General features: G+C 39.6%; 22 protein-coding genes. 2 read left to right on the top strand and 20 right to left on the bottom strand.

From position 1 onward, the window contains the following. Positions 1 to 12: 12 nt before the first annotated feature. From msrA to lgt, 8 genes are all read right to left on the bottom strand, one after another. The gene (gene msrA / locus J576_RS03630; protein WP_002053439.1) at positions 13 to 537 is read right to left on the bottom strand and encodes a peptide-methionine (S)-S-oxide reductase MsrA; all 525 of its coding nucleotides are present in this window, start codon (positions 535 to 537) and stop codon (positions 13 to 15) included. Between the two features lie 135 nt (positions 538 to 672). Beyond that, positions 673 to 1,170 (bottom strand): SRPBCC family protein, encoded by a 498-nt coding sequence (locus J576_RS03625; protein WP_002053247.1) that lies wholly within the window; start codon positions 1,168 to 1,170, stop codon positions 673 to 675. Positions 1,171 to 1,318: 148 nt separating this feature from the next. After that, positions 1,319 to 2,374, bottom strand: coding sequence for a DUF4105 domain-containing protein (locus J576_RS03620; protein WP_025467983.1), 1,056 nt, complete (start codon positions 2,372 to 2,374; stop codon positions 1,319 to 1,321). Between the two features lie 14 nt (positions 2,375 to 2,388). Continuing rightward, on the bottom strand, positions 2,389 to 2,898 hold the full coding sequence (locus J576_RS03615; protein WP_000312548.1) for a dihydrofolate reductase: 510 nt from the start codon (positions 2,896 to 2,898) through the stop codon (positions 2,389 to 2,391). A gap of 44 nt (positions 2,899 to 2,942) precedes the next feature. Beyond that, positions 2,943 to 3,785, bottom strand: coding sequence for a thymidylate synthase (gene thyA, locus J576_RS03610; protein WP_002053494.1), 843 nt, complete (start codon positions 3,783 to 3,785; stop codon positions 2,943 to 2,945). A gap of 146 nt (positions 3,786 to 3,931) precedes the next feature. Beyond that, on the bottom strand, positions 3,932 to 4,297 hold the full coding sequence (locus tag J576_RS03605; RefSeq protein WP_002053416.1) for a hypothetical protein: 366 nt from the start codon (positions 4,295 to 4,297) through the stop codon (positions 3,932 to 3,934). Positions 4,298 to 4,308: 11 nt separating this feature from the next. Then, positions 4,309 to 4,668, bottom strand: a complete 360-nt coding sequence (locus J576_RS03600; protein WP_002053200.1) for a hypothetical protein — start codon at positions 4,666 to 4,668, stop codon at positions 4,309 to 4,311. 73 nt (positions 4,669 to 4,741) lie between these two features. Further along, entirely contained in the window at positions 4,742 to 5,560 is an 819-nt protein-coding gene (lgt, locus tag J576_RS03595) for a prolipoprotein diacylglyceryl transferase (protein ID WP_002053387.1), read from the bottom strand. A 93-nt stretch (positions 5,561 to 5,653) separates the two neighbouring features. Here lgt and J576_RS03590 point away from each other — a divergent pair, with 93 nt between their 5' ends. Further along, a complete protein-coding gene (locus J576_RS03590) occupies positions 5,654 to 6,433 on the top strand; it encodes an NRDE family protein (RefSeq protein ID WP_002053495.1) in 780 nt (259 codons plus the stop codon). Between the two features lie 44 nt (positions 6,434 to 6,477). On the opposite strand, the gene J576_RS03585 is transcribed toward J576_RS03590, so the two are convergent. From J576_RS03585 to J576_RS03565, 5 genes are all read right to left on the bottom strand, one after another. Further along, positions 6,478 to 8,670: a PhoX family protein gene (locus tag J576_RS03585; RefSeq protein ID WP_002053374.1), complete on the bottom strand. Its 2,193-nt coding sequence runs from the start codon at positions 8,668 to 8,670 to the stop codon at positions 6,478 to 6,480. A gap of 205 nt (positions 8,671 to 8,875) precedes the next feature. Next, positions 8,876 to 10,861 carry a PhoX family protein gene (locus tag J576_RS03580; RefSeq protein ID WP_002053376.1) on the bottom strand — a complete coding sequence of 662 codons (1,986 nt, stop codon included), beginning with the start codon at positions 10,859 to 10,861 and terminating at the stop codon, positions 8,876 to 8,878. A 176-nt stretch (positions 10,862 to 11,037) separates the two neighbouring features. Then, positions 11,038 to 11,808 carry a twin-arginine translocase subunit TatC gene (gene tatC / locus J576_RS03575; RefSeq protein WP_002053474.1) on the bottom strand — a complete coding sequence of 257 codons (771 nt, stop codon included), beginning with the start codon at positions 11,806 to 11,808 and terminating at the stop codon, positions 11,038 to 11,040. Continuing rightward, complete coding sequence (gene tatB, locus J576_RS03570) at positions 11,805 to 12,242, bottom strand: Sec-independent protein translocase protein TatB (protein ID WP_002053452.1); 438 nt, start codon at positions 12,240 to 12,242, stop codon at positions 11,805 to 11,807. The genes tatC and tatB overlap by 4 nt, the downstream gene beginning before the upstream one ends. Before the next feature lie 11 nt (positions 12,243 to 12,253). Further along, complete coding sequence (locus tag J576_RS03565; protein ID WP_002053267.1) at positions 12,254 to 12,472, bottom strand: Sec-independent protein translocase subunit TatA; 219 nt, start codon at positions 12,470 to 12,472, stop codon at positions 12,254 to 12,256. A 252-nt stretch (positions 12,473 to 12,724) separates the two neighbouring features. Here J576_RS03565 and J576_RS03560 point away from each other — a divergent pair, with 252 nt between their 5' ends. After that, the gene (locus J576_RS03560; RefSeq protein WP_002053292.1) at positions 12,725 to 13,600 is read left to right on the top strand and encodes an AEC family transporter; all 876 of its coding nucleotides are present in this window, start codon (positions 12,725 to 12,727) and stop codon (positions 13,598 to 13,600) included. A 196-nt stretch (positions 13,601 to 13,796) separates the two neighbouring features. Here the strand turns inward: J576_RS03560 and rdgB are convergent, their stop codons facing one another. The 7 genes from rdgB to J576_RS03525 form a co-directional block, all read right to left on the bottom strand. Then, positions 13,797 to 14,423, bottom strand: coding sequence for an RdgB/HAM1 family non-canonical purine NTP pyrophosphatase (rdgB, locus tag J576_RS03555; protein WP_002053259.1), 627 nt, complete (start codon positions 14,421 to 14,423; stop codon positions 13,797 to 13,799). Positions 14,424 to 14,590: 167 nt separating this feature from the next. Further along, a complete protein-coding gene (locus J576_RS03550) occupies positions 14,591 to 15,178 on the bottom strand; it encodes a tetratricopeptide repeat protein (RefSeq protein WP_000751694.1) in 588 nt (195 codons plus the stop codon). Beyond that, positions 15,175 to 15,768, bottom strand: coding sequence for a methionine biosynthesis protein MetW (gene metW / locus J576_RS03545; RefSeq protein WP_001217230.1), 594 nt, complete (start codon positions 15,766 to 15,768; stop codon positions 15,175 to 15,177). The genes J576_RS03550 and metW overlap by 4 nt, the downstream gene beginning before the upstream one ends. Continuing rightward, on the bottom strand, positions 15,768 to 16,928 hold the full coding sequence (gene metX, locus J576_RS03540; RefSeq protein WP_002053295.1) for a homoserine O-succinyltransferase MetX: 1,161 nt from the start codon (positions 16,926 to 16,928) through the stop codon (positions 15,768 to 15,770). Before metX ends, metW begins: the two co-directional genes overlap by 1 nt. Before the next feature lie 83 nt (positions 16,929 to 17,011). Further along, positions 17,012 to 18,709 carry a 2-isopropylmalate synthase gene (leuA, locus tag J576_RS03535; protein WP_002053486.1) on the bottom strand — a complete coding sequence of 566 codons (1,698 nt, stop codon included), beginning with the start codon at positions 18,707 to 18,709 and terminating at the stop codon, positions 17,012 to 17,014. 459 nt (positions 18,710 to 19,168) lie between these two features. Further along, positions 19,169 to 19,852, bottom strand: a complete 684-nt coding sequence (locus tag J576_RS03530) for a Fe2+-dependent dioxygenase (RefSeq protein WP_002053497.1) — start codon at positions 19,850 to 19,852, stop codon at positions 19,169 to 19,171. 105 nt (positions 19,853 to 19,957) lie between these two features. Continuing rightward, on the bottom strand, positions 19,958 to 22,189 hold the full coding sequence (locus J576_RS03525; RefSeq protein WP_002053320.1) for a TonB-dependent receptor: 2,232 nt from the start codon (positions 22,187 to 22,189) through the stop codon (positions 19,958 to 19,960). Between the last annotated feature and the right edge of the window lie 42 nt (positions 22,190 to 22,231).

Below are 22,231 nucleotides of genomic sequence, written 5' to 3'. Positions count from 1 at the left end.
TATTGCTCTAATTTATTGATCTTTCATTAGATGCTGGAATTTACTATATAGCTTTAATAGCTTAGGTGGAATCGCAAAGTTGCAATAACCTTGTGAAGGATTCTTTGCATAGTAATTCTGATGATATTCTTCGGCTGGATAGAATGTCGGGGCAGGAGACAGCTCAGTCACAATATCAAGATCGTCATCTTTTAACGTTTGAATCGTGTGTTCTGCTGCCTGTTTTTGCTCTTCATTAAAATAGTAAATAACAGAGCGGTACTGAGTACCAATATCATTACCTTGGCGATTTAAGGTCGTTGGATCATGCGTTGCAAAGAACACATCAAGTAACTGAGAATATGTAACTTGTTGTTCATCAAAGTCGATGAGAACTACTTCAGCATGCTGAGTGTCACCTTGACATACTTGCTCATAAGTTGGCTGAGTTGTATGCCCACCAGCATAACCACTTGTTACTTTTTCTACACCACGTATTTGTAAAAATACGGCTTCGACGCACCAAAAACAGCCGCCGCCAAATAATGCCTGTTGCATTGTTTTTCCCTCTATTTCCTGCCTATTACAATAGGGTCTATCTATCTAGATTACAAAGTAAAGCGTGTATAAAAAAGTAAAGAAAAAGAGAATAACTTATTTAGTTTTCGATAGCCACCAACAGATCCTCTATATTTAAAGGGTTTTTAAATAAGCTTCTAAATTGGAGAATGTTCCATTAAAACCTTGCGTCATTCCATCGCGTGCAGAATCAAAAGTTGAGTTACCAATATCGTCAGAGTTCCACGGTTGCCAAGTAATTGTGACTTTTGTTTTATTATCAATATTTTCAAAAGTTGTGGTTGCTAACATTTCTAATGGCCATGTCGGTGACATAGGGTGTCGTGTGTTGTTACCGTCTTTGTCTGAAAAAGATTGAATAAACGTTAATCGCTCATTAGGTACAATCTCACGAAACACTTGCTTACCCCACATTTGTGTTCCATCGGGTCCTTCTAATCCATAGTGATAAGTGCCACCAACTCTAAAATCCATTGAGGTATGAATGATTGTGAAATTTTTTGGACTCATCCAATTTTGTAAGTGATTAATATCAGTATGTACCTTGAATAAAAGATCACGAGGTGCATTAAATACCTTAGAAATACTAAATGGTGTAATTTTTTCTGTCATGATTATTTTCCTTTATTAGAAAACTGGTTAATTTACAAATTGAATAAGTTATACAATTACTTTGTAATTTTTGCAGATCATATTCAATGCTATCAAAGTATTCTTCTAATATTTGGCGAAAATGAGCCTATAAAATATCAAGCAGACTCTAGTCAGCTTTGGGTAAACCTTGTCGCACAATTTGAGAGAAGTGTTCACTACTCTGATCTGAAAGTTGTTCAAAATGCTCAGTACGTGGATTGATATGTGCGATTTGATACCACTGTTTTAAACTAATATTTTGATTAAGTGCTTTAAGATCATATAAATAATTAGGTAAGTAACCAGACGCAATTAACCGATAATCTTTAGGAAGTTGATATGGGTTAATGGCTTGAACCATATCAAAAATCAAGGTTGTGCAATTACTTGTGAGGGTGTTATACCATTTTGGCTGTGCACGTAGCTCATCTGACTTTTTAAGATATTCTAAAAATAGTGCTTTTTGTTCAGAGCGAGGCATATTGACTGGAAAATTATAAACTTGCTCTTTACGGATGTTGCTACGCGTGTAGACAATATCTTTTTCATCAGACGCAATTAAGCTCAGTTCATATTTTCTAAAAAAGCCACCCACTGCCGAAAACTCTTCAGTCTTTTCTTTGCGAATCTCGATTGAAAAAACTAAAGGCTGTTGATTTTTAAATTCGAAACTGACCAGCGTATGGGCAATTTGTGGCCCCATCCAATAAGAGGTAATGATATTTATGCCATTTAACTGGTTTAGATCAAAAGTACGGGTTTCCCAACGGACATCATAAGTGCCATCAGGGTGCCAGTTGAAGTTACGGACATTGTGCAAAGTAATAACACTGCCGTGTTTTTCGTAACTTAACATATTGGCAACTTCAGGGTTCCAGTCACGGTCTTGACGTGCTGTAATCGAAAAGTACCAAACCAAAGAACAGGCAAAAGCTAAAAGATAAATTAAGATGTCTGTACGACGGCTAATGATATGCCCATTAAAATATAAGCCTGCCATACTTAGAGCAAAGGCAATCCATATGCCAATAATAATACGGCTGCCTAACCAGCCAAAAGGTTGTTGCACCCATAAGGCTAAGCATACCCAAATGCTGGAAAGCACAATAAACAACGTGAATAAACTATGTAAAGCGCCGAAGAGGAGGGCGATAATAAATTCACGTGTTCCGATATTGTGCATAGGCGACCAGAAAATTATTTTTTATAAGTGGCAAATTCGAATGAAGTTCCTGATTTTTCATCTACTTGCTGTTCGCTTGCAGTTTTATGAAATTCACTCGGTATAGTTGGATAATGTGCATCACCTTGTACATCTAAGTCAACATGAGTGAGCTCAAGACGGTCTGCAATTGACAAGGTTTGCTTAAAGATTTCACCGCCACCAATAATGAATAAAGCTTGCTTTTCGGTGTTTTTGGCATCTTCTAAAGCAGCATTTAAAGCATCTTCAATTGAATACGCAATTTTTACACCGTCAAAATGCCAGTTAATATCACGGGTAATTACCCAGTTCACACGGTTCGGTAGAGCACGACCCATAGACTCAAGGGTTTTACGGCCCATGATCACCACACCACCTTGTGTGATTTCTTTAAAGTGTTTTAAGTCGGCAGAGATATGCCATGGCAACGCATTGCCTTTACCAATACAGTGATTTTTGTCCATTGCGACAACGTGGACAACTTCTACATTTTGCCATGCCATAATCTTATTCTCTAAACCGTAATCTAATGAAATTTAAGCCGTCGTTATACTGCAACTGGTGCTTTAATTGCCGGATGTGACTCGTAACCTACAATCTCGATATCTTCAAATTTAAAGTCGAAAATATCTTTAACTTCTGGATTAAGTTTTAATTGGCAAAGTGGTAATGGCTCACGCGTCAATTGTAGTTTTGCCTGTTCAAAATGATTGGCATAAAGATGCGTATCGCCACCTGTCCAAACAAAATCACCAACACCTAAGTCACACACCTGAGCAATCATATGGGTGAGTAGGGCATAGCTGGCAATATTAAATGGCACGCCTAAGAATACGTCAGCACTACGTTGATAAAGCTGGCATGATAACTTGTTGTCTTGTACAAAAAATTGGAAGAGTGTATGGCAAGGCGGTAATGCAACTTGTCCTGCCTCATTTGGATTCCAGCCAGAGACAATTAAGCGGCGTGAATTTGGGTTGGTTTTAATTTCATTAATTAACCATTTAATTTGGTCAAAACCATCTTGGTTATAAGTACCATCGGCATTTTTGGTTGCGCCGAAATTACGCCATTGATGGCCATAAACTGGACCAAGTTCATGTTCTGGGCGGCCGAAACGGGCAGTTTGTTCTGCTGTTGCCCATTCATCCCAAATGGTGACTTTATTGTCTTGCAAGTACTTAACGTTAGTATCGCCTTTTAAGAACCAAAGTAACTCAATCACGATAGAACGAAAGTGAACTTTTTTTGTGGTGAGTAAAGGAAAACCCTTAGAGAGATCAAAACGCATTTGATGACCAAATACAGAACGGGTTCCTGTGCCTGTACGGTCGCCTTTGTCACCGCCATTATCAAGGATATGTTGTAGAAGGTCTAAATATGCACGCATAACACTCTCGAGTTCGGATTAATTCCATAAAATAAAAGGGGGAGACAGCTCAACGATAAATACATCAATGAACCATTGAAGATGATACCTGTTGTAGCCCAAGATGAAAATCTAAAAATGGTTCTATGAGATTTTGATGGATGTAATTAATCAAAACGCTTGGCACGATTTTGATAAATTGAAATAAGAAAAAATCCAACTAGTACAAAGCCTAAAGCTTGTATTGTTGCGATCCAATTGTGTTGAGGGGGCAATAACCACATCACAATAACAACAATAATGAGAGGGTAAATTCTAAGCAGAAACTGGAGTTTAGATTTATATGAGCTGTGCTCTGGAATTTTTGTTTGTAAATATTGCCCGAAATGAAGCCCGAACCCTAACACGAGGCTAAGAACAGTGTAAGTCGACGATAAAGGCTGAACTTGATTGGCTGCATAAATTGCAGCACAAACGACAATAATGAAGATGAGTTTGATGTGACGCGGTGCGTTATACCAATAAGCCAACATAAAAAATGAGCCTATTTGTTAAATAACGATTGGGGTGAAAAAATAAAAGCAGCAAGCGCCATAAATGCGATGCCTTGAACGCCCCAGATCAGTAAGTTAGGCATGGTTTTTACAAAAATAAGTGCAAACAATAGGGCAATAGGCACCCACGTAAATAGGCGATAAAGTAAACCGGTTGGGTTACTTTGAGCAAAATGCAATTTAAAGTAACGGCAGATTAAAAAAATAACCCCAGTTCCTGTAAACATTAAAATAGTATCTAAAGGCAATGGTTGATATTGATATAACCCAATACAGATTAAGAGGGTAATAATTAAGATCATTAATTTTTTAAAAGTCGGGACTTGCGTATTAAACCAGAATTCCAGCATGGCGAATCTTCTTTCTTGGGAGATAAAAACTGTAGCATAAAAAAGAGGAGCCGAAACTCCTCTGATTTAGATGTTAACTGTTCTTTTGAGGGCCCCAGTCATAAATTTTCTTTTGGTAGGCATACCACATCATCCAAAGGCCAATGAGTAGCATTGGAACGGTGAGGATTTGTCCTTTCGTCATCCAACCAAATAAGATAAAACCTTGGTCAGCATCTGGTTGACGGAAGAATTCCATTACAAAGCGTGCAACACCATAACCCATTAAAAATAGGGCAGATACGGCCATACGTGGGCGTGGTTTTGAGCTAAACCACCACAAAACAATGAATAGAATTAGACCTTCACAAAGCGCTTGATAAATTTGAGAAGGGTGACGAACTAAATGTAATGGGTCGGTTGGGAAAATCATTCCGAATGGATAATTCGGGTCTGTAACCGCACGACCATATAATTCTCCACCAATAAAGTTGCCGAAGCGTCCAAACATTAAGCCTGTCGGTACACATGGGGCAATAAAGTCGAGTGTCTGGAACCATGTTTTTTGATATTTTTTACACCAGAATAGCATTGCAATCATGACGCCTAAGAAGCCGCCGTGGAAGCTCATACCACCTGTCCAGACTTGGAAGAGCCAGATCGGGTTTTCCAGGAATTTATCAAACTCATAGAAAAGCACATAGCCGATACGTCCGCCGAGTACAACCCCTAAGGCACCGTAAAACACCAGATCGGAAACCATGTCCGATGTCCAGCCATCACGCTGTTTGGCACGGTAGGAAGCGAGTCCCCAAGCACATAAAAATGCCAATAAATACATGAGTCCATACCAATGGACTTGAAGAGGCCCTAGATGTATTGCGACCGGATCGATATTAGGATAGGTCAGCATTGCTGCTCCTTGATCTTACGTTTTGACAGATTGTAGCGGAATGATGTGAAAAATGTTGTACATTCAATGTGTAAACATAGGGAACAAGAATCAATGTGTATTGTGGCTTTAGCATGGCATGTTCTGGATGATATGCCCTTGTGTCTGATTTCAAACCGTGATGAGTTTTATCACCGACCAACAGCATTGTTGCATCAATGGGAACATACGCCAATCATTGCAGGGCAAGACTTACAGTCGGGTGGTACTTGGATGGGTGTTACGCCACAGGGCCGATGGGCTGTGTTAACCAATTTTCGTGATGGACATGATAAAAAACAATATGAAACTTCTCGTGGTCATTTGGTTCAGGCTTTTTTAGAGTCTGATTTATTACCGATTCGCTTTGCTCAGCAATTAGAACAACGGCAACAGAACTTTGCTGGTTTTAACCTGTTTATGGGGACTGCTGATCAGGCGGTCTATATGAGTAACCGTGGTGAGGCTCCTCAAGTATTAGCCAACGGTGTTTATGTGGTTTCGAATGGTTTAATGTCCGATCACTGGGAGAAAACCAGACATTTACGCACACGTTTTACGCAAGAGTTCTTGCCTATGCATCAGCACAAAACAGAAGAGTTAAGCTTACAACATGCAGCGTGGGATATTTTAGAAGATGAGCGCAAGGTCACCACAGCATTGTTGCCAAATACAGGCATTCAACCAGAAATGGAAGAGTTGTTATCATCGACTTTTATTCAAAGTCCAGTATATGGAACCCGGTGTTCGAATTTCTTAAGAATGACCAATAATGAATGGATTTGGTTGGAAAAGACCCAGCAAGGCGAACATAGCGGCCAAATTGTACAGCAGCAGGTGCCTCTAAACCGTTAAAAGAATGCCGATCACTTGATCGGCATTTTCTAGGAAGAAATCAATTAACCAGCAATAACACCGCCATCTTTACGGGTAATAACTACAGTTGCCGAACGTGGGCGCGCAGTTTTGTTGCTTGGATCTTTTTGTGTGGCAGGCCAGTTACTTTCTGGTTTTGCATAACTTGCCGAGTCTTCACCAGGATGCTGAACATTAATGAAAATAGCTTTGTAGTCAGGTGTCATAGCAATACCAGTAATTTCACATTGCTTTGGTCCAACTAAGAAACGACGTAATATTGCGTCTGTAACTTTAGCACCGGTTATAGTTTGCTGACCATTTGATGTAGTTGCCGCACCACCATCACCAATTTGACCTGGTAGGGCAGCAAGCATCATACAGTTGGTGACATCTGTATAAGCGCCGTCATCTGTTTCAATCCAGAGAACACCGCGTGGGTCAAACCACATCCCATCCGGAGACGAAAAGTCGTTATTATCTGTTAAGCCTGACAAATTGATATTTGAAGCCATCGAAGCTTCTGCACCGAACAGATAAATATCCCATTTGAAGGTTTCAGCAGTGGTTTTGTCATCGGCTTCTCTAAAACGGATGATATGACCGTTCACATTTCCCTTTTGTTCTTTTGTGCCTGCATACAGATCGGTATAGTTACGAGGGTTAGCCGCATCTGTAGGGTAATCTTTTCCACGGTTTGAGTTGTTTGTAAGTGTGACATAGATTTCGCCATTGATTGGGTTAACGGTAGCCCACTCTGGGCGATCCATTTTAGTTGCTCCGACTGAATCTGCTGCCAAGCGTGCAAAAGTGACTACCTCTGCCTGAGATTTAAATGGATAGGTAGTGTTACTTTCATTTAAACCATTTTTACCGTAGGCAAGTTCAATCCATTGACCTGAACCATCGTTATTAAACTTGGCAACATACAACTTACCTGAGTTCATGTATTTGTCACCGGCTGCATAACCGCCGTTTATATCTTTTGTGTCCCACACTGCGGTTGAAACAAACTTATAGATATATTCGCCACGAGAGTCATCCCCCATATAAAATGCGATTGGTTGACCTGCTACGGCACAGCATGCACTGTCTTCATGGGCAAAACGGCCTAATGATGTGCGTTTAACCGGATTTTGGCGGTTATCAAATGGGTCAATTTCGACCATCCAGCCAAATGTGTTTGGTCCATTGCGGTAATCTTGAGTTGCTTGAGCTGCTTTTACATCGGCATTCCAGCGGTCATATAGGTCTTGCGCCTCTACTTGACCAATTGCGGTTTCCCAACCGTAGCGAGAGCTTGATCCTGCTTTAAGACCATAGCGTTTAAGAGCAATAATTTCTTCTGGAGTACGTAGCGCATCATCAGTTGTACTACGCGCAAAATAACCAATGAAGTTTTCTTCCGTGGTTAAGTATGTTCCCCAAGGTGTATAGCCATTACCACAGTTGTTGTGTGTACCACGAGTCTGGCGACCAGCAGGCGAAAAACGCGTCGAAAGTAAGTTAGATCCTGCCGCGGCACCAGCGAAGTCCATGACTGTAGAACCTGTAATGCGTCTATTAAAAATAGAGTTTTTTACAACTTCGACTTTTTGAGTAGCAGGGTCTTTTTTGATATGAACTACAGAAACCCCATGGGCATTGGTTTCACGAATGACTTCGTCTTCTGGGCGGCGTCCATCAACTTTGGTTGGACCTTTAGGGTGTAGAAAGGTTTGGTTGATGTATTCGTGGTTCATCACCAATAAACCTTGTGCTGAAACAGTGTCATCAAAACGGTTTGTTGATGTGTTTAAACCAAAATAGTGCATACCATCATGGCAGTCACCTGAGCGAAACTGGAAGCTTGGACCAGATGGAATATTGTTATCGTCCCAATCACCAAAAGAAGGATTAAGAGAATCACCTAAAGCGTAAATTACATTTGCTTCGTAACCTTCTGGTACGGTCACAATATCATTTAAATTTTTAGCCACTGGCGTAAAGGTAAGTTTTTCAGGCTTTTTGTTTGGATCGACTGGAGCAGTTCCACCGTTATTAGAACCAGAGTCATCGTTATTATCATTACAGCCCGTTAAAGTAGAGGCTAAAGTTAATGCCACAGCACCGCTTGCTGCTTTAGTAATGAGGCTACGACGGCTCACATATTGGTCTAAAACATCACGAAAGTGAATATTGTCTGAAGTGTTGTTGTCTAATTCCTGATCTTCATGATATGGCGTCAAATCGTTCATATTAAATTCCTAATTCAAAATAAGTTTTTTATAAAAGTCTTGATTAGCTTAAATTTTGAATATGACGAGGTCTTGACGTTTTAATGATAACTTAATGAAAAATTTGATCGTTTAGTCAAAAAAGAAAAGGGCTTTTTATTTTTATGAATGCTTTTAAATAAAAGAAACCTGCATAAAGCAGGCTTCTTTTGAGTTGCGCTAAGAATTATTTCTTCACAACAGATGGTGCGATAGGGTCAGCTGTAATATAGCCAACTGCTGCTGCAAAACGATCTTTGTAGTTTGCACGAACAAGAGGATCAAGCGTTGCTTTTACTTTATCGTGTAATGGAGATTCCCAGTCACCAGGGTGCTGGAAGTTACTCATGATGTAAGTCCAGCCATTTACAGAGTCAACTGCGTGCAAACCTGTAGATTCTGCGCCAGCAGGTGTTGATAAGATACGGCTTAATTGTTTGGTATCAACATTATATGCCCATAAGAAGTTATTTACGTGCATACCACTATCTTCACCAATGAAGAGGGTACGTAAATTTTCAGAGAACTTAATGTTATCTGGGTTGGCAATTTTATCTGCATTTGCAGTATTACCTAAAGCATCAGCAGTTGTTAGGTCTTCACCCACTAAAGCTGCAGGTGGTTCCATATGAGTCGATACCCATTCACTGTTAATAAGCTGACCTTTGTTATCAACTTGGCTGCCTTTTAACGTATGTGCGTAAATTGCACCAGCTTTTGGACCTTGTACTTGAATATCAGTAGTTTTATCAACCATAGAAGACTGTACATAAGACATCGCAGAGTAAGCGATTTTATCTTTGATATTTACAGTTGTGCCTTCCATCTTAGTAAAGCCCATACTTGCACCAACCAAGGCTGCATAACGATGCGTTTCTAAGAAAGCCGCTTCACGTTCTTTACCAGGTACAAGTTTTACCCAGTTATCTTTACCGCTATAACGGATTTTGGTATAGCTTGCATCTTTTGGATCAGACGTTTTTACATCCATCAGGTCGGTAATCTTATATTGATCAGCCCAGCTCTTTACTTCAGCACTTGTCGCGTGACCAAGGTTAATCCAAGAAATATCACCGGCACCAGCACCTACGCCTGAGGTTTGCTTCCATTTAGCTACATAGAGCGTACCCGCAGATAAGTCTTTTTCTTTATCTGCAACAAACATGAATAAACCGCCATTTGTTGCATCATCACCCATCAATGCAGTGCGGTTATCTGGCATAACTTGAATAAGTTCGTGAGAGATACGACCTAAACAGTAATGTTTTTTGATTGAACCTGTACCATCCGTATTTACAGTAACTTCTGGTAAGTGACCGTAGTGGTAAGGATTACCTTTTGTACTGTCGCCAAATAAGTTTTTGCTAAATACTGGTAAATAGCTTCCAGCAACATTGTTTGCATCTGGTTCATATTCTTCACTCGACAGGTGAGTTCCCCATGGAGATAAACTTGCACCACACGTGATCCATAAACCGTTTACTTTAGAGGTATCAACATTGTGGTATTTAACAAGGGTTAAATGACCAGTTTTAGGGTCTTGGTCTAAAGTTAAAATCGCAATTGGAGATGGTAGTAAACCATACATAGACGCTAAGCTTTGGTCACGAGTCGTATATTCAAATTGAACTACGTGAAATACAGGGTTGCCAGTAACACCTAAAGCTTGTTTGTCTGCATCGGTAAAGTCACGGCCTGTTGCTTGTTTAAAGCTAATTAAAGAGCTTCCGTCCGGACAGTCAGAGAAGAATTGACGTTCTTGGCCTGGTTTTGACTTATCAATAATTGGTTGATTATTAATATCAACATAACCACCCGCCAGAATTTTTCCACCTTTACCGTCTGCAACCAAATCACCTGTGGTAAAGAAAGGCTTATACGCTAATGTGTAGTCAGTTTTTGAGCCATCTTCCCAATTAATTGAAAGGCTTGATGCAACAGTTGTGGTTGCCATCGCCGCTGGGTTAGCTAAAGATGGCGCTGCCATTGATGTAAAGGTTGCGTTTTTAAAGTTTACTGTTGGTGGTGGAGTAACAACATCTGAATCATTATTGCTGTCATTACAGCCTGCTAACGTTGCTGCCGTAGCCATCGCACCTAATGGAAGAAAAGGAATCCCCGTAAACCATTTTAAAATATCGCGACGTGTTGGGTGGTTAGAAGCAGTTGTCATAATAAATCCGTAACTTTTGTGTGTATATTTGTTGAGTCGATTCTATGGATTGGAAATGACACTTTTCTTACATTTTTAAGTCACTTTGAAGACAGTTTATGGTTTGATTAATTAAGACGATTTAAAAGTAAAAAGCCCAAATTTTAATATTCGGGCTTTTAAAGAGAAGTTTTAAATTATTCAGCAGTCTGGCTTTTTCTCTTCTCAAGAATCTTACCGAACAGTAGGCCTATTTCAAAAAGTAACCACATTGGAATAGCTAACATCACCATTGAAATCGCATCTGGTGGAGTAATAAACATTGCAACAAAAAAACAGCCCACAATAATAAAACGTCTTTTTTCAGCAAGGCTTTGCGTATTTACTACACCAATTAAAATCAGTAATAAGGTCGCGATAGGAATCTCAAAGGTCACACCAAATACCAAAAATAGCTTTAAACAGAAGCTTAAATAACTATTAATATCGGTCATTGGTGCTACTGTTTCAGGTGAAACGCTAATAAAGAAATGTAATATGGCAGGCAAGGTAATGTAATAAGCAAAAGCGACACCTGCATAAAATAGGACAATACTACCAATCAGTAATGGAAGCGCTAAATGGCGTTCTTTTTGATAAAGCGCAGGGCGAACAAAAGACCATATTTCATAAAGAATAAATGGCATTGCAAGCATAAGTGCGACAAATAAATTAAGTTTAAATGGCGCCATAAAGGTTGCTGTTACATCTGTTGCAATCATTGACGATGACGCAGGAAGTTGTAACCTTAAAGGCTCAGATAATAATTGGTAAGTATTATTTCGAAAGGGTAATAAACAAAAGAATAAGAATAATGTTACCCCTACAATCCTGAATAAATGGCGTCTTAAAACAACCAAATGATTCATGATTGGCATTTGGTCTAAGTTTTCTTGACTATTTACAGTGGTTGAAGGCAGTTGGTTCATACGGCAATCTTCAATTCAACAGGAGATGTTTCTGCAATATCAGTTTGAGTCACTAAAGGCGTAGGTTTAGCAACATACGGTACTTTGTAATGGTCTGATATAGGAATACATTTCCGAATAGGCTTTGGTGTTGTTTTAGGCGTTTCAGTAACTTCTAAATGTTCTGAAATCTGCTGTTTTTGTATTTCTTCAAGCTGTTGCTGTACTTTTCGTTCCAATGCTTCGATGCGATTAAGTTCCTCTTGCATTTCTTTGCGGAACTCAGAAAGACGCAGCTCCTGATCAATCTCGTTTTGCAGATTGGTAATATAGCGTTTTAGTCGAACATACCAGCGGCCTGCAAAGCGTGCAGCTTCGGGAAGCTTATCTGGACCTAAAACTAAAATTGCAATAATTGCAAAACAGAGTAGCTCTGTCATTCCTACATCAAGCATGGGTCAAACCTTTAGCTTTTCACTGATGTGCTTTCAGATGTTTTAACTTGTGCATCGATTGTACGAGGAGTATTTAAAGATGCAGCTTCGTCTTCTTCACGAACTGATTTTTTAAAGTCTCTTACTGCACCGCCAACATCTTTACCAATATTTTTTAATTTAGATGTACCGAACAATAAAATAACTACAATTGCGAAAATGACGACATGCCAAATAGATAAACCGGCCATAATTTTATACCTCTTTTTAGTTCGCTTTATCTCAACAGGTTGCCATGACAAGAATGTGACACTTATATTTCATTTTTAAGACAATATTTATAAGTAGACACTTATGATCAGTTTTTAAAAGATATTTTTTGGAAGGATTTTTAAGTTTTATTGAGCTTCTTTCTTAGATGAATTTACTTGAAATAGACCATACATTTCAAAATTAAAAGGTGTAGCATAACAAGCTGATTTTAACGAGCGAGAGGAGAGAGCGTGGCATTACTACTGCCTGTATTGGCATTTATCACAGGACTTCTACTTGCTCAGACCTCCATTTCAGAAACCGTAAAACCTATTCTTTCAGCTTGGCTTGCACGACTCCTGATTCCAGTTGTAATTATTTACAACATGGTCTTTTATCAATCGGGAAGTTTGAGCTTAATGCTCTTTAGTTTTGGATCAGCGTTTATTATTTTCTTTGCCTATTTGGCTTTATTTAAAGACCGCTTATTGGCGCTTTGCGTCAGTTATACCAATATGGGATGGCTTGGTTTTCCGTTCGCTATGGCTTTATTTGGACCTGAAGCAACTGCTCCAATTGTCGCTTTATATATTGGAATGTCGCTTTTTGGCAATGCTTGGGCTGTGACTGCCGTTACTACGGCACCGCAAAGTAAGCTCAATATATTAAAAAAGGTTTTAACGTCGCCACCTTGTATATCAATATTTTGTGCTGTTGTGCTCAGACTGTTAGGGGCCCAGCATATCGAAAGCCCTGCTATACATTGGGTTTATGAGGTTGCTAAATTTGCGATGACTTTCGCAGGTATGTGTGTGCTTGGAATGTGGCTACGCCGTACCAGAGTTTATACAAAAGATTTAATTTACAGTACGAAGGCTCAAACATTTAAAGTAGCCTGTGGATTTGTACTTTGTGGATTAAGTTATAGATTTTTACCGATTCCAAATATAAATCAGCATATTGGTGTAATGTTTTTAATGTTTTGTTTGCCACCGGCAGCCAATATTGTAGCTCTGGAAACACATTATCAAGGGACGGGTAGATCTGCGGCTTATATCGCATCAGGGACGATTGTGAGTTGTGTGTGTATTGCGATTTATGCAGTGTTTTTACACTTGTTCGTATAATTAATTATTTAATTCTAAGTTCCTCTACACTCGCTGGTGCGAAGGCGGCATGGATGCCGCCAGTTAGACTGTGGTACATGAACGTACCATCAGTCTAACAAAAGATTTTTGCTTACTTTTCATCTTTGAAAAGTAAGGTTTGCCTATACAAAGCTTAATATGTTTTAACGCTGCATATTGTGGCTATATGATCAGCTTACTTCTGCAAGCTCTCTCTAAATAACTGCATCGCTTGTCCACGATGACTAATCTTATTTTTTTCTTCTTTAGACAACTCAGCGCTAGAAACTTGTAGCTCTGGTAACCAGAACAGTGGGTCATAACCAAAACCATTTTCACCGCGTGGCGCTTCTAAAATTTCACCATGCCAGATGCCTTGGAAAATTTGTGGTAATGGATCTTCCGCATGAGTCACTAAAGCAAGCACACATACGAACATGCCTTCAATCACTTCTCCATTTTTACGAAATGGCAAAAGATCATTTAATAATTTGGCATTATTCGCTGCATCGTCACCATGTTCTCCAGCATAGCGTGCTGAATAAATACCAGGTGCACCACCTAAAACGGGAACACAAATACCTGAGTCATCAGCCATAGCAGGTTTCCCTGAAATTTTAGAGGCATGACGTGCTTTAATAATGGCATTTTCAATAAAGCTTAAGCCGTCTTCAATGGCGTCGGGAATATTAAGGCGACCTTGAGGAATAATTTCTACAGGTAACTTAAGCTGTTCAAAAAGTTTTTCAAACTCTGCGACTTTACCTTTGTTATTACTTGCAAGGACTAAAGAGCCCTGATCAAACCAATGTGGGGTAGACATAAGATAACCAAACTTTATAACCAATATTGAACGTGAGCTATGTTACGTGTTTTTTGAAAGGGGATATAGAGCAAAACAAATAGAATATAAAATTAGAAGCTTAAAAACTAAAACCACCTTATAGGTGATATAAGGTGGTTTTAGTCGAGTAAGTATAAGCTGGATTATTATTGTGCTTGAATCCATTTATCCGCGCGGTCACGTGCCATACGGATTTGCTCTTGAGTTAAGTTTGCAGCAAGAGCCGTCTTTTTACCTTCAGATAAGCTAATTACTTTATTGTCGAGCATGCCATCACGAGTTGAAAGCTCATACCACTGGTAAGCACCTACGTAGTTTTTCTTTTGCTCTTCCATCATCGCAAGGTTATAGCTTGCACGGTTATCGCCGTTACTAGCCGCTTTTTCGAAATACTTACGAGCCATAGACTCATCTTTCTTAACGCCAATACCATCGGCGTACATACGGCCAACATTTAATTGCGCAGGTGAAAGGCCTTGGTCAGCAGCAGCTTTGAACCAAGTAAAAGCTTGTTTATCGTCTTTTGCTACATCTTTACCGTATTGGTAACGTGTTCCAAGATAAAATTGTGCGCCAGCTTGACCCGCTTGAGCTGCTTTTTGAAGGTCATGAATCCCCATTGTGGAGAAGCGCGCAGCCTGGCTCGCAACCGATTGTGGCTGGGCGATATAATCTGCATGAGCCTGCATACTTAGCAGTCCTGCAATTAGTGTGCTAAATAATGTCTTTTTCATAGTGCACTCACTCGATAAATAGCGACTTCACCAAACAAATTCGGAACATGTTTGCTTAACAGGCTACCCTGCTGGTTTCCATTGACGGCGAGTCGATTAATAATTTGTATTTGATTTTCCGCACATAGTGCTTCGAAATCTTTAAACGTACATAAATGAATGTTGGGGGTGTTATACCACATATATGGTAGAGCATCCGATACAGGCATCATTCCTTTTAATGCTAGAAAAGAGCGAGTCTTCCAATGCGCAAAGTTTGGAAAAGTAATAATAGCCTGTTTACCCACACGCACCATGTCTCTTAATAAAACATCGGGTGCATCTACGGCTTGTAAAGCCTGTGCCATAACCACATAGTCAAAAGACTGGTCGGCAAAACGGCTCAAACCGAGATTCAAATCTTGTTGAATAATATTTAACCCGCGACTGACGGCAATTGCAATCTTTTCTTGATCAATTTCTAAACCATAAGCACGAATTTGATGCTTTTGGCTCATATGAGCGAGTAATTCACCGTCACCACACCCTAAATCGAGTACGCTAGAGCCGGGTTTAATCCACTTTTCTGCCAGTTGTTGATCAATACGCATTAGCTTGCCTCCAGTGATGTCGATTTTAAATGTTCTTCACCGCCTAAGAAAGCGCGCAGTGTTTTGACATACAGTGGAATCGGGAATAAGAACGAGTCATGACCTTGTTCAGCATCAATATCAAGATAACTTACCGGCTTATGGTTGGTAATGAGTGCATCTACAATTTCTTGTGAACGGCTTGGTGCAAAACGCCAGTCAGTGGTGAACGAGACAATAAGGAACTGACATTTGGTCTTACTCATCGCTTCTGTAAGCGAGTGGCCGTACTCACGCGAAGGATCAAAGTAATCCAAAGCTTTAGTCATAATGAGATAAGTATTGGCATCAAAGTTACGGCTAAACTGTTCACCTTGATAACGCAGATAACTTTCAACCTGAAACTCGACATCAAAACCGTACATAAACTTGCCGGATTTTAAATCACGACCAAATTTTTGTTTCATGGCTTCTTCGGAAAGATAGGTAATATGGCCGACCATACGAGCCAAAATCAAACCACGTTTTGGATAGCTATCATTTTCCAAATAACGACCATGATGGAAGTCCGGGTCAGACAGAATTGACTGACGTGCTACTTCGTTAAATGCAATATTTTGTGCTGAAAGCTTCGGCGCACTAGCAATAACGACACATTTTTGTAAACGGTCAGGGTAATCTACCGACCATTGTAGTGCTTGCATGCCCCCTAATGAACCGCCAACGACTGCATACCAAACGCTTACTCCTAAACGATCAGAAAGCATGGCTTGAGTTTTAACCCAGTCGCGTACCGTTACTAATGGGAAATCTGGTCCATAAGGGCGATTGTCATTTTCAGGGTTTGGTGAAGTTGGACCGGTCGATCCGCTACATCCACCAATATTGTTGAGTGCAACTACAAAAAATTTATTTGTGTCGATTGCCTTACCCGGGCCAATACAGCTATCCCACCATCCAGCTTTTTTATCATCTTCATGGTGATAACCCGCTGCATGATGATGTCCGGAAAGGGCATGGCAGATTAAAATCGCATTTGATTTATCTGCATTTAAAGTGCCGTAAGTTTCAACCATTAACTCAAAGCGCGGTAAAACACGGCCACATTCAAGATGTAAGGGTTCTTCAAATTGGAACTTTTGCGGAGTGACTAACCCCACTGAGTCAGCTGGAAAAGACACGGGAACATTTCGCCTTTTAAATCTTTCAGGAATAAAAAGAAAGGATACCAAGCTAGGTATCCTTTCCAAAGTCTTTTTTTTAATTAAACAGCGGCAGCAACAACCTGATCTGTACTTAAAACACCTTGATCAATCAAACGGTTGGTACATGCAATAATGGCTTCAATAGATGAAGTGACTGTGTTGTCGTGAACACCTGCACCAAATGAGCCTCTACCAGTACCTTTCACTTGAAGTTCAATTAAGGTTAATGCTTTGGCATTTGCGCCTGAACTAATACTACGTTCTTCGTAGTTCAATACGTCAATTGGTAATTGGAGTGCATTTAAGAATGCAGAGATTGGACCATTACCTTCGCCACGTAATTGTTGAGTTTCACCTTCAACATCAATCTCAAGTTCAATAATTTGAGTACCATTAATGTCAGATAACTTATAGTTTTTGACCGTGTAATGGTGGTTTTTCACTTCAACATACGTGTCTTTAAATAAAGTCCAGATTTGTTTAGCACTAATCTCTGTACCATTTTCATCAGTATATTGTTGAACAACCTGACTAAATTCGATTTGTAAGCGACGAGGCAATACAACGTTATAGTTTGATTCTAATAAGTAAGCGATACCACCTTTACCAGACTGACTATTTACACGAATGACAGCATCATAGTCGCGGCCCAAATCTTTCGGGTCGATTGGTAAGTAAGGCATATCCCAGATTTCTTCGTTTTTCTGGTATTCAAAGCCTTTTTTGATTGCATCTTGATGCGAACCAGAGAATGCAGTAAATACCAAGTCACCTGCATATGGATGACGAGGGTGTACAGGCAAACCAGTACATTCTTCAACCGTTGCAATGACTTCATTAATATTAGAGAAATCTAACTCTGGCGCTACACCTTGGGTGTACATGTTCAATGCAATTGCTGCAACGTCAACGTTACCTGTACGCTCACCATTACCAAACACACAACCTTCAACACGGTCGGCACCCGCCATAATGGCAAGTTCTGATGCGGCAATACCACAGCCACGGTCATTGTGACAGTGAACGGAAATAATCACACCATCACGACGTGCCAAATTACGATGCATCCATTCGATTTGGTCTGCATAAACATTTGGCGTAGAAACTTCGACAGTCGCAGGTAAGTTCAAAATAACTTTATGATCTGGACGTGCATCCCAAATTTCTGTAACCGCATCACAGACGTCTTTCGCTACTTCTAATTCAGTTGCAGAGAAACATTCTGGACTGTACTGGAAAATCCAATCAGTTTCAGGGTATTGCGCAGCATATTCTTTCACTTTCTGAGCTGCATTCACCGCCAACTGTTTTGCGCCATTAATATCTACATTCAACACTTTTTGACGGAAGGTTGGAGAGTTAGAGTTATAAATATGCACAATTGCGCGCTTAGCACCTGCTAAAGCTTCGAAGGTACGCTCAATTAAATGGTCACGTGCCTGAACCAATACTTCAATGTATACATCATCAGGTATATGATTTTCTTCGATCAACATACGAGTAAAATCGAAGTCAATTTGAGACGCAGAAGGGAAGCCGATTTCAATATGTTTAAAACCGATTTTTACAAGCATTTTGAACATTTTGAACTTTTGTTCCATGTTCATCGGTTCAAAAATTGCTTGGTTGCCATCACGTAAATCCGTGCTCATCCAGATTGGCGCTTTTGTAATTTCATTATTTGGCCATTGGCGATCTGGTAAATCGACTCGCTGGTACATACGGCGGTATTTTTTGCTAGGGTCAGCCAACATCATGAGAAAACTCCTTATCTCGTAGCACGGTTGCTCTAGGTATCGTATAAAAGGCAACGTTCTACAGTTATATATGGTATTTAATACAGAAAAATTAAAGGGAATTTGAAAAGGTCTGCTCTAAAATACAGACAAAAATTTATACGCGCGCGAGGCGCAGCATCAGGAGTTCGAGATGATGTCTTGCTTGAGTAGGCTGGGCAAACAAGTGATTCGTTTTCATCTATGGACCATGTAATAGTAAGTTTGGTGGTTTGCAAATATGCTTATTGTTTAGATATACCACATCTAAACAATGATTACACGTTGTGCAAAAGTCTTATACTCATTTTAATTTTAGTGTTCAGAAAATAATTTTCTAATTTTGCGTTGTTTAATGTTTTGTCGAAAATAATTTTCATTGTTTTGCCTTATTGAGATAAAAATAATTAATTAGTCCAAATAAGGCAAAAATAAATAGAGTTACAGTTCAGCCCATTTACGCATTAAGTTATGGTAAAGGTTAGTCAGTTTAATGACTTCGCTATGATTGTCACCCAGCTGGATTCTTAGGTTTTGTACTGTTTGATCTAGATTAAAAAGCATATGTCGCTCAGCATCATCACGCACCATACTTTGCACCCAGAAAAAAGAAGCAATACGACAGCCAGAAGTAATCGCCGTCACTTCATGTAAACTGGTAGATGGATATAAAATCATATCTCCTGCCGGAAGTTTCACTTCGTGATAGCCATAAGTGTCTTCTACGACTAGATCACCACCTTCATATTCTTCAGGTTCGCTTAAAAATAAAGTGCATGATAAATCGGTTCTAAGCCGTTCATTGGTACCACGTATGCGGCGGATAGAATTGTCTACGTGAAAACCAAAAGACTCCTGATTTTCATAACGATTAAACAGGGGAGGGATAATATCAAGTGGTATTGCAGCAGATAAAAATAATGGGTGAGTACCTAGTGCCTCAAGAATAATATTACTCAGATGGTGAGTAAGCGGATGATCTTCGGGTAATTGCTGATTGCGTTTTACAGTTGCAGAGAGTGTACCAGCTGTTACTTTGCCATTGACCCATTCAATTTTGTCCATTTCATTACGAAAATATTGAACCTGTTCTTTACTCAATACATTGGGAATATGGTGGATCACGGTGATACCTGCGAGTAATAGTAGTAGAAAATTAAAAATAGCCTCTAACTATAGAGGCTATTTTATATCAGAACCCATAAAAAGATTATGGGATTCTAGACTAACTTAGTATTTAAAGTTGATTGCGAGTACTGCGCTACGGCCTTCTGCTTCTGTTGCATAGTGAGAAGCATAAGCTTTAGTAAAGTAACGCTTATCAGATAAGTTGTTTAGGTTAAGCTGTAAATTAACATTTTTATTTACGTCATAACGAGCCATAGCATCGTAACGCACGTAAGATGGAACCCATTTAGTATTTGCTACATCACCATATACTTTGTCTGAGTAAACCGCACCAGCACCTACAGTAAATTGCGGTAGTAGTTTATAGGTAGTCCATAATGTTGCGGCTTGTTTCGGAACGTTTGGCATTTGATTGCCGTTATAAATCGATTGATCAGTACAGGTATTATTACGACAAGATTTACCATTTTTGGTTAGTTCACTGTCTAAATAAGTGTAGCCAGCTGAAATATTCCATTTATCAGTAATTTCACCGTTTAAGCCTAGCTCAAAACCGTCAACTTTACTTTCACCTACATTTGCATAAGTCGTTGGATCGATTTGTACACGAGTATTTTGTTTTTCAGTACGGAAAATAGCAGCTGTTAAGTTTAGATGATTATCTAGGAAATCCCATTTTGTACCGATTTCAAACGTTTGAGCCTCTTCAGGGTCAATCATTTGATTATTGGCATTAATCGTTTCGCTATTGTCGCCCCAACCCGCATTTAAGCCGACTGGACTAGCAGAGGTTGCATAGCTTGCATAAATAGAGCCGTTATCTGTTGGTTTAAAAGTAATACCAGCTTGATAGGTCACGAAATCTGAATCATTTTTTGCTGTATAGGCTGCTGCACTAGAAGTAGCTAAGAAGTTTTGTTCAGCTTCATATTTATCCCAACGCAGGCCAAGATCTAATAACCATTTTGGTGTGATTTCGATATTGTCGAGTAAGTAGACAGAAGTACTTTCTACAGTTGCGTCAAAGTCTTGGCGTGCTTGTAAACGGTCAACAAATGGCTTTTGAGTTGGGCCATTGAGTGAGGTACACCAGTTTGTAGACAAATTTGAACAGTCGCTATAAAAGCCAGTAGTAGAAACATTACCTTGTGCGTCAATAATGTTATAACCGCCTTTATCAGTTTTTTGTTTGCTGTACTCTGCTCCTACATTAAATCTGTGCTTTAAGAAGCCAGTATCAAATTTACCTGTAAGTGCTAATTGATCGGTAAACGTCTCACTATCTGTAATAGCTGAGTTCAAACGATGCCAAACAAGACCTTTGCCAACATTTCCTTTTGAGTCATCTGGGTTTGTCCAGACATAATCATTTTTTGATTTGGCATACATGGCCGTATTAGTAATAGTTATATTGTCGGTAAGGTCGTGTTCTAATTTAATTGTACCGATGTGATTTTCTTGCTTTTGAAAATCTCGATCTTTCCAGCCGTAATATGTACCTTGCTTGACTTCAGCTGGTTTACCTTGAGCTTTTCCAAGAGATGAATCCCAATAAGGAATACCTGAATCAGGTTTATCATCAGTTTGTAAATAATAGTAGCTCAGAGTTGCACGTGTCGGTGTATCTAAGCCAAAAGTAATACTTGGTGCAATACCAACACGTTTATATTCAGCTCCATTACTTTGGCCGGCTTTGTCATTTTGGTGTCCGAGAATAGCTACACGGGCAGCCACTCCATTACCAAACTCTTTATTACCATCTAGAGTGATACGTTGGTAGTTATCAGTACCAGCAGCTACTGAGCCTTCTAGGAAATCACCCTTTTTAGCTACCTTGGAAATCATATTGATGCTGCCACCAACTGAACCTGCACCACCCATTGCTGATGCAGAACCTTTGGTTACTTCTACTTGCTCGACCGCAAACATTTCACGGTTTTGTGAGGTAGAGTTGCGGATACCATCAATATACATAGAGCTTTCTGAACTATACCCACGAATGAAAGGTCGGTCACCATTCGGATTACCGCCTTCACCTGCACCTAAAGTAATGCCAGGAACAGTACGCAATGCATCTGCTAAAGTTGTTACTTTTGTATCTTCAATAAGTTGTTTTGAAATCACTGAAACTGATTTCGGAGTATCTAAAAGGGGAGCAACGAATTTTGCATTTGCTGATTGATCTACCTTTAAAGATTCTTCTTGTGTTGCTTGAGTATGAATCGTTGGTAGTTGTGAAACAGCTTCTTGTGCCATTGCAGTAGTTGCAATCATAGAAAGGGATGAAGCGATTGCAGATGAAACAATTTTTTTACGTGTTCTAATCAATGACATGACTTTCAGGACTTAAATACAAAACGTTATGCGAATAATAAT

This window comes from Acinetobacter sp. 766875 (assembly GCF_000582055.1).
Taxonomy (GTDB): Bacteria; Pseudomonadota; Gammaproteobacteria; order Pseudomonadales; family Moraxellaceae; genus Acinetobacter; species Acinetobacter nosocomialis.
The sequence above is the reverse complement of the archived record's forward strand: the minus strand, read 5'-3'. Positions and strand labels throughout refer to the sequence as shown.

Excerpts from the sequence above, each read along its gene's own strand:
- msrA (WP_002053439.1), bottom strand. The coding sequence starts at position 537 with ATGCAACAGGCATTATTTGGCGGCGGCTGTTTTTGGTGCGTCGAAGCC.
- J576_RS03625 (WP_002053247.1), bottom strand. The coding sequence starts at position 1,170 with ATGACAGAAAAAATTACACCATTTAGTATTTCTAAGGTATTTAATGCA.
- J576_RS03620 (WP_025467983.1), bottom strand. The coding sequence starts at position 2,374 with ATGCACAATATCGGAACACGTGAATTTATTATCGCCCTCCTCTTCGGC.
- J576_RS03615 (WP_000312548.1), bottom strand. The coding sequence starts at position 2,898 with ATGGCATGGCAAAATGTAGAAGTTGTCCACGTTGTCGCAATGGACAAA.
- thyA (WP_002053494.1), bottom strand. The coding sequence starts at position 3,785 with ATGCGTGCATATTTAGACCTTCTACAACATATCCTTGATAATGGCGGT.
- J576_RS03605 (WP_002053416.1), bottom strand. The coding sequence starts at position 4,297 with ATGTTGGCTTATTGGTATAACGCACCGCGTCACATCAAACTCATCTTC.
- J576_RS03600 (WP_002053200.1), bottom strand. The coding sequence starts at position 4,668 with ATGCTGGAATTCTGGTTTAATACGCAAGTCCCGACTTTTAAAAAATTA.
- lgt (WP_002053387.1), bottom strand. The coding sequence starts at position 5,560 with ATGCTGACCTATCCTAATATCGATCCGGTCGCAATACATCTAGGGCCT.
- J576_RS03590 (WP_002053495.1), top strand. The coding sequence starts at position 5,654 with ATGTGTATTGTGGCTTTAGCATGGCATGTTCTGGATGATATGCCCTTG.
- J576_RS03585 (WP_002053374.1), bottom strand. The coding sequence starts at position 8,670 with ATGAACGATTTGACGCCATATCATGAAGATCAGGAATTAGACAACAAC.
- J576_RS03580 (WP_002053376.1), bottom strand. The coding sequence starts at position 10,861 with ATGACAACTGCTTCTAACCACCCAACACGTCGCGATATTTTAAAATGG.
- tatC (WP_002053474.1), bottom strand. The coding sequence starts at position 11,808 with ATGAACCAACTGCCTTCAACCACTGTAAATAGTCAAGAAAACTTAGAC.
- tatB (WP_002053452.1), bottom strand. The coding sequence starts at position 12,242 with ATGCTTGATGTAGGAATGACAGAGCTACTCTGTTTTGCAATTATTGCA.
- J576_RS03565 (WP_002053267.1), bottom strand. The coding sequence starts at position 12,472 with ATGGCCGGTTTATCTATTTGGCATGTCGTCATTTTCGCAATTGTAGTT.
- rdgB (WP_002053259.1), bottom strand. The coding sequence starts at position 14,423 with ATGTCTACCCCACATTGGTTTGATCAGGGCTCTTTAGTCCTTGCAAGT.
- J576_RS03550 (WP_000751694.1), bottom strand. The coding sequence starts at position 15,178 with ATGAAAAAGACATTATTTAGCACACTAATTGCAGGACTGCTAAGTATG.
- metW (WP_001217230.1), bottom strand. The coding sequence starts at position 15,768 with ATGCGTATTGATCAACAACTGGCAGAAAAGTGGATTAAACCCGGCTCT.
- leuA (WP_002053486.1), bottom strand. The coding sequence starts at position 18,709 with ATGATGTTGGCTGACCCTAGCAAAAAATACCGCCGTATGTACCAGCGA.
- J576_RS03525 (WP_002053320.1), bottom strand. The coding sequence starts at position 22,189 with ATGTCATTGATTAGAACACGTAAAAAAATTGTTTCATCTGCAATCGCT.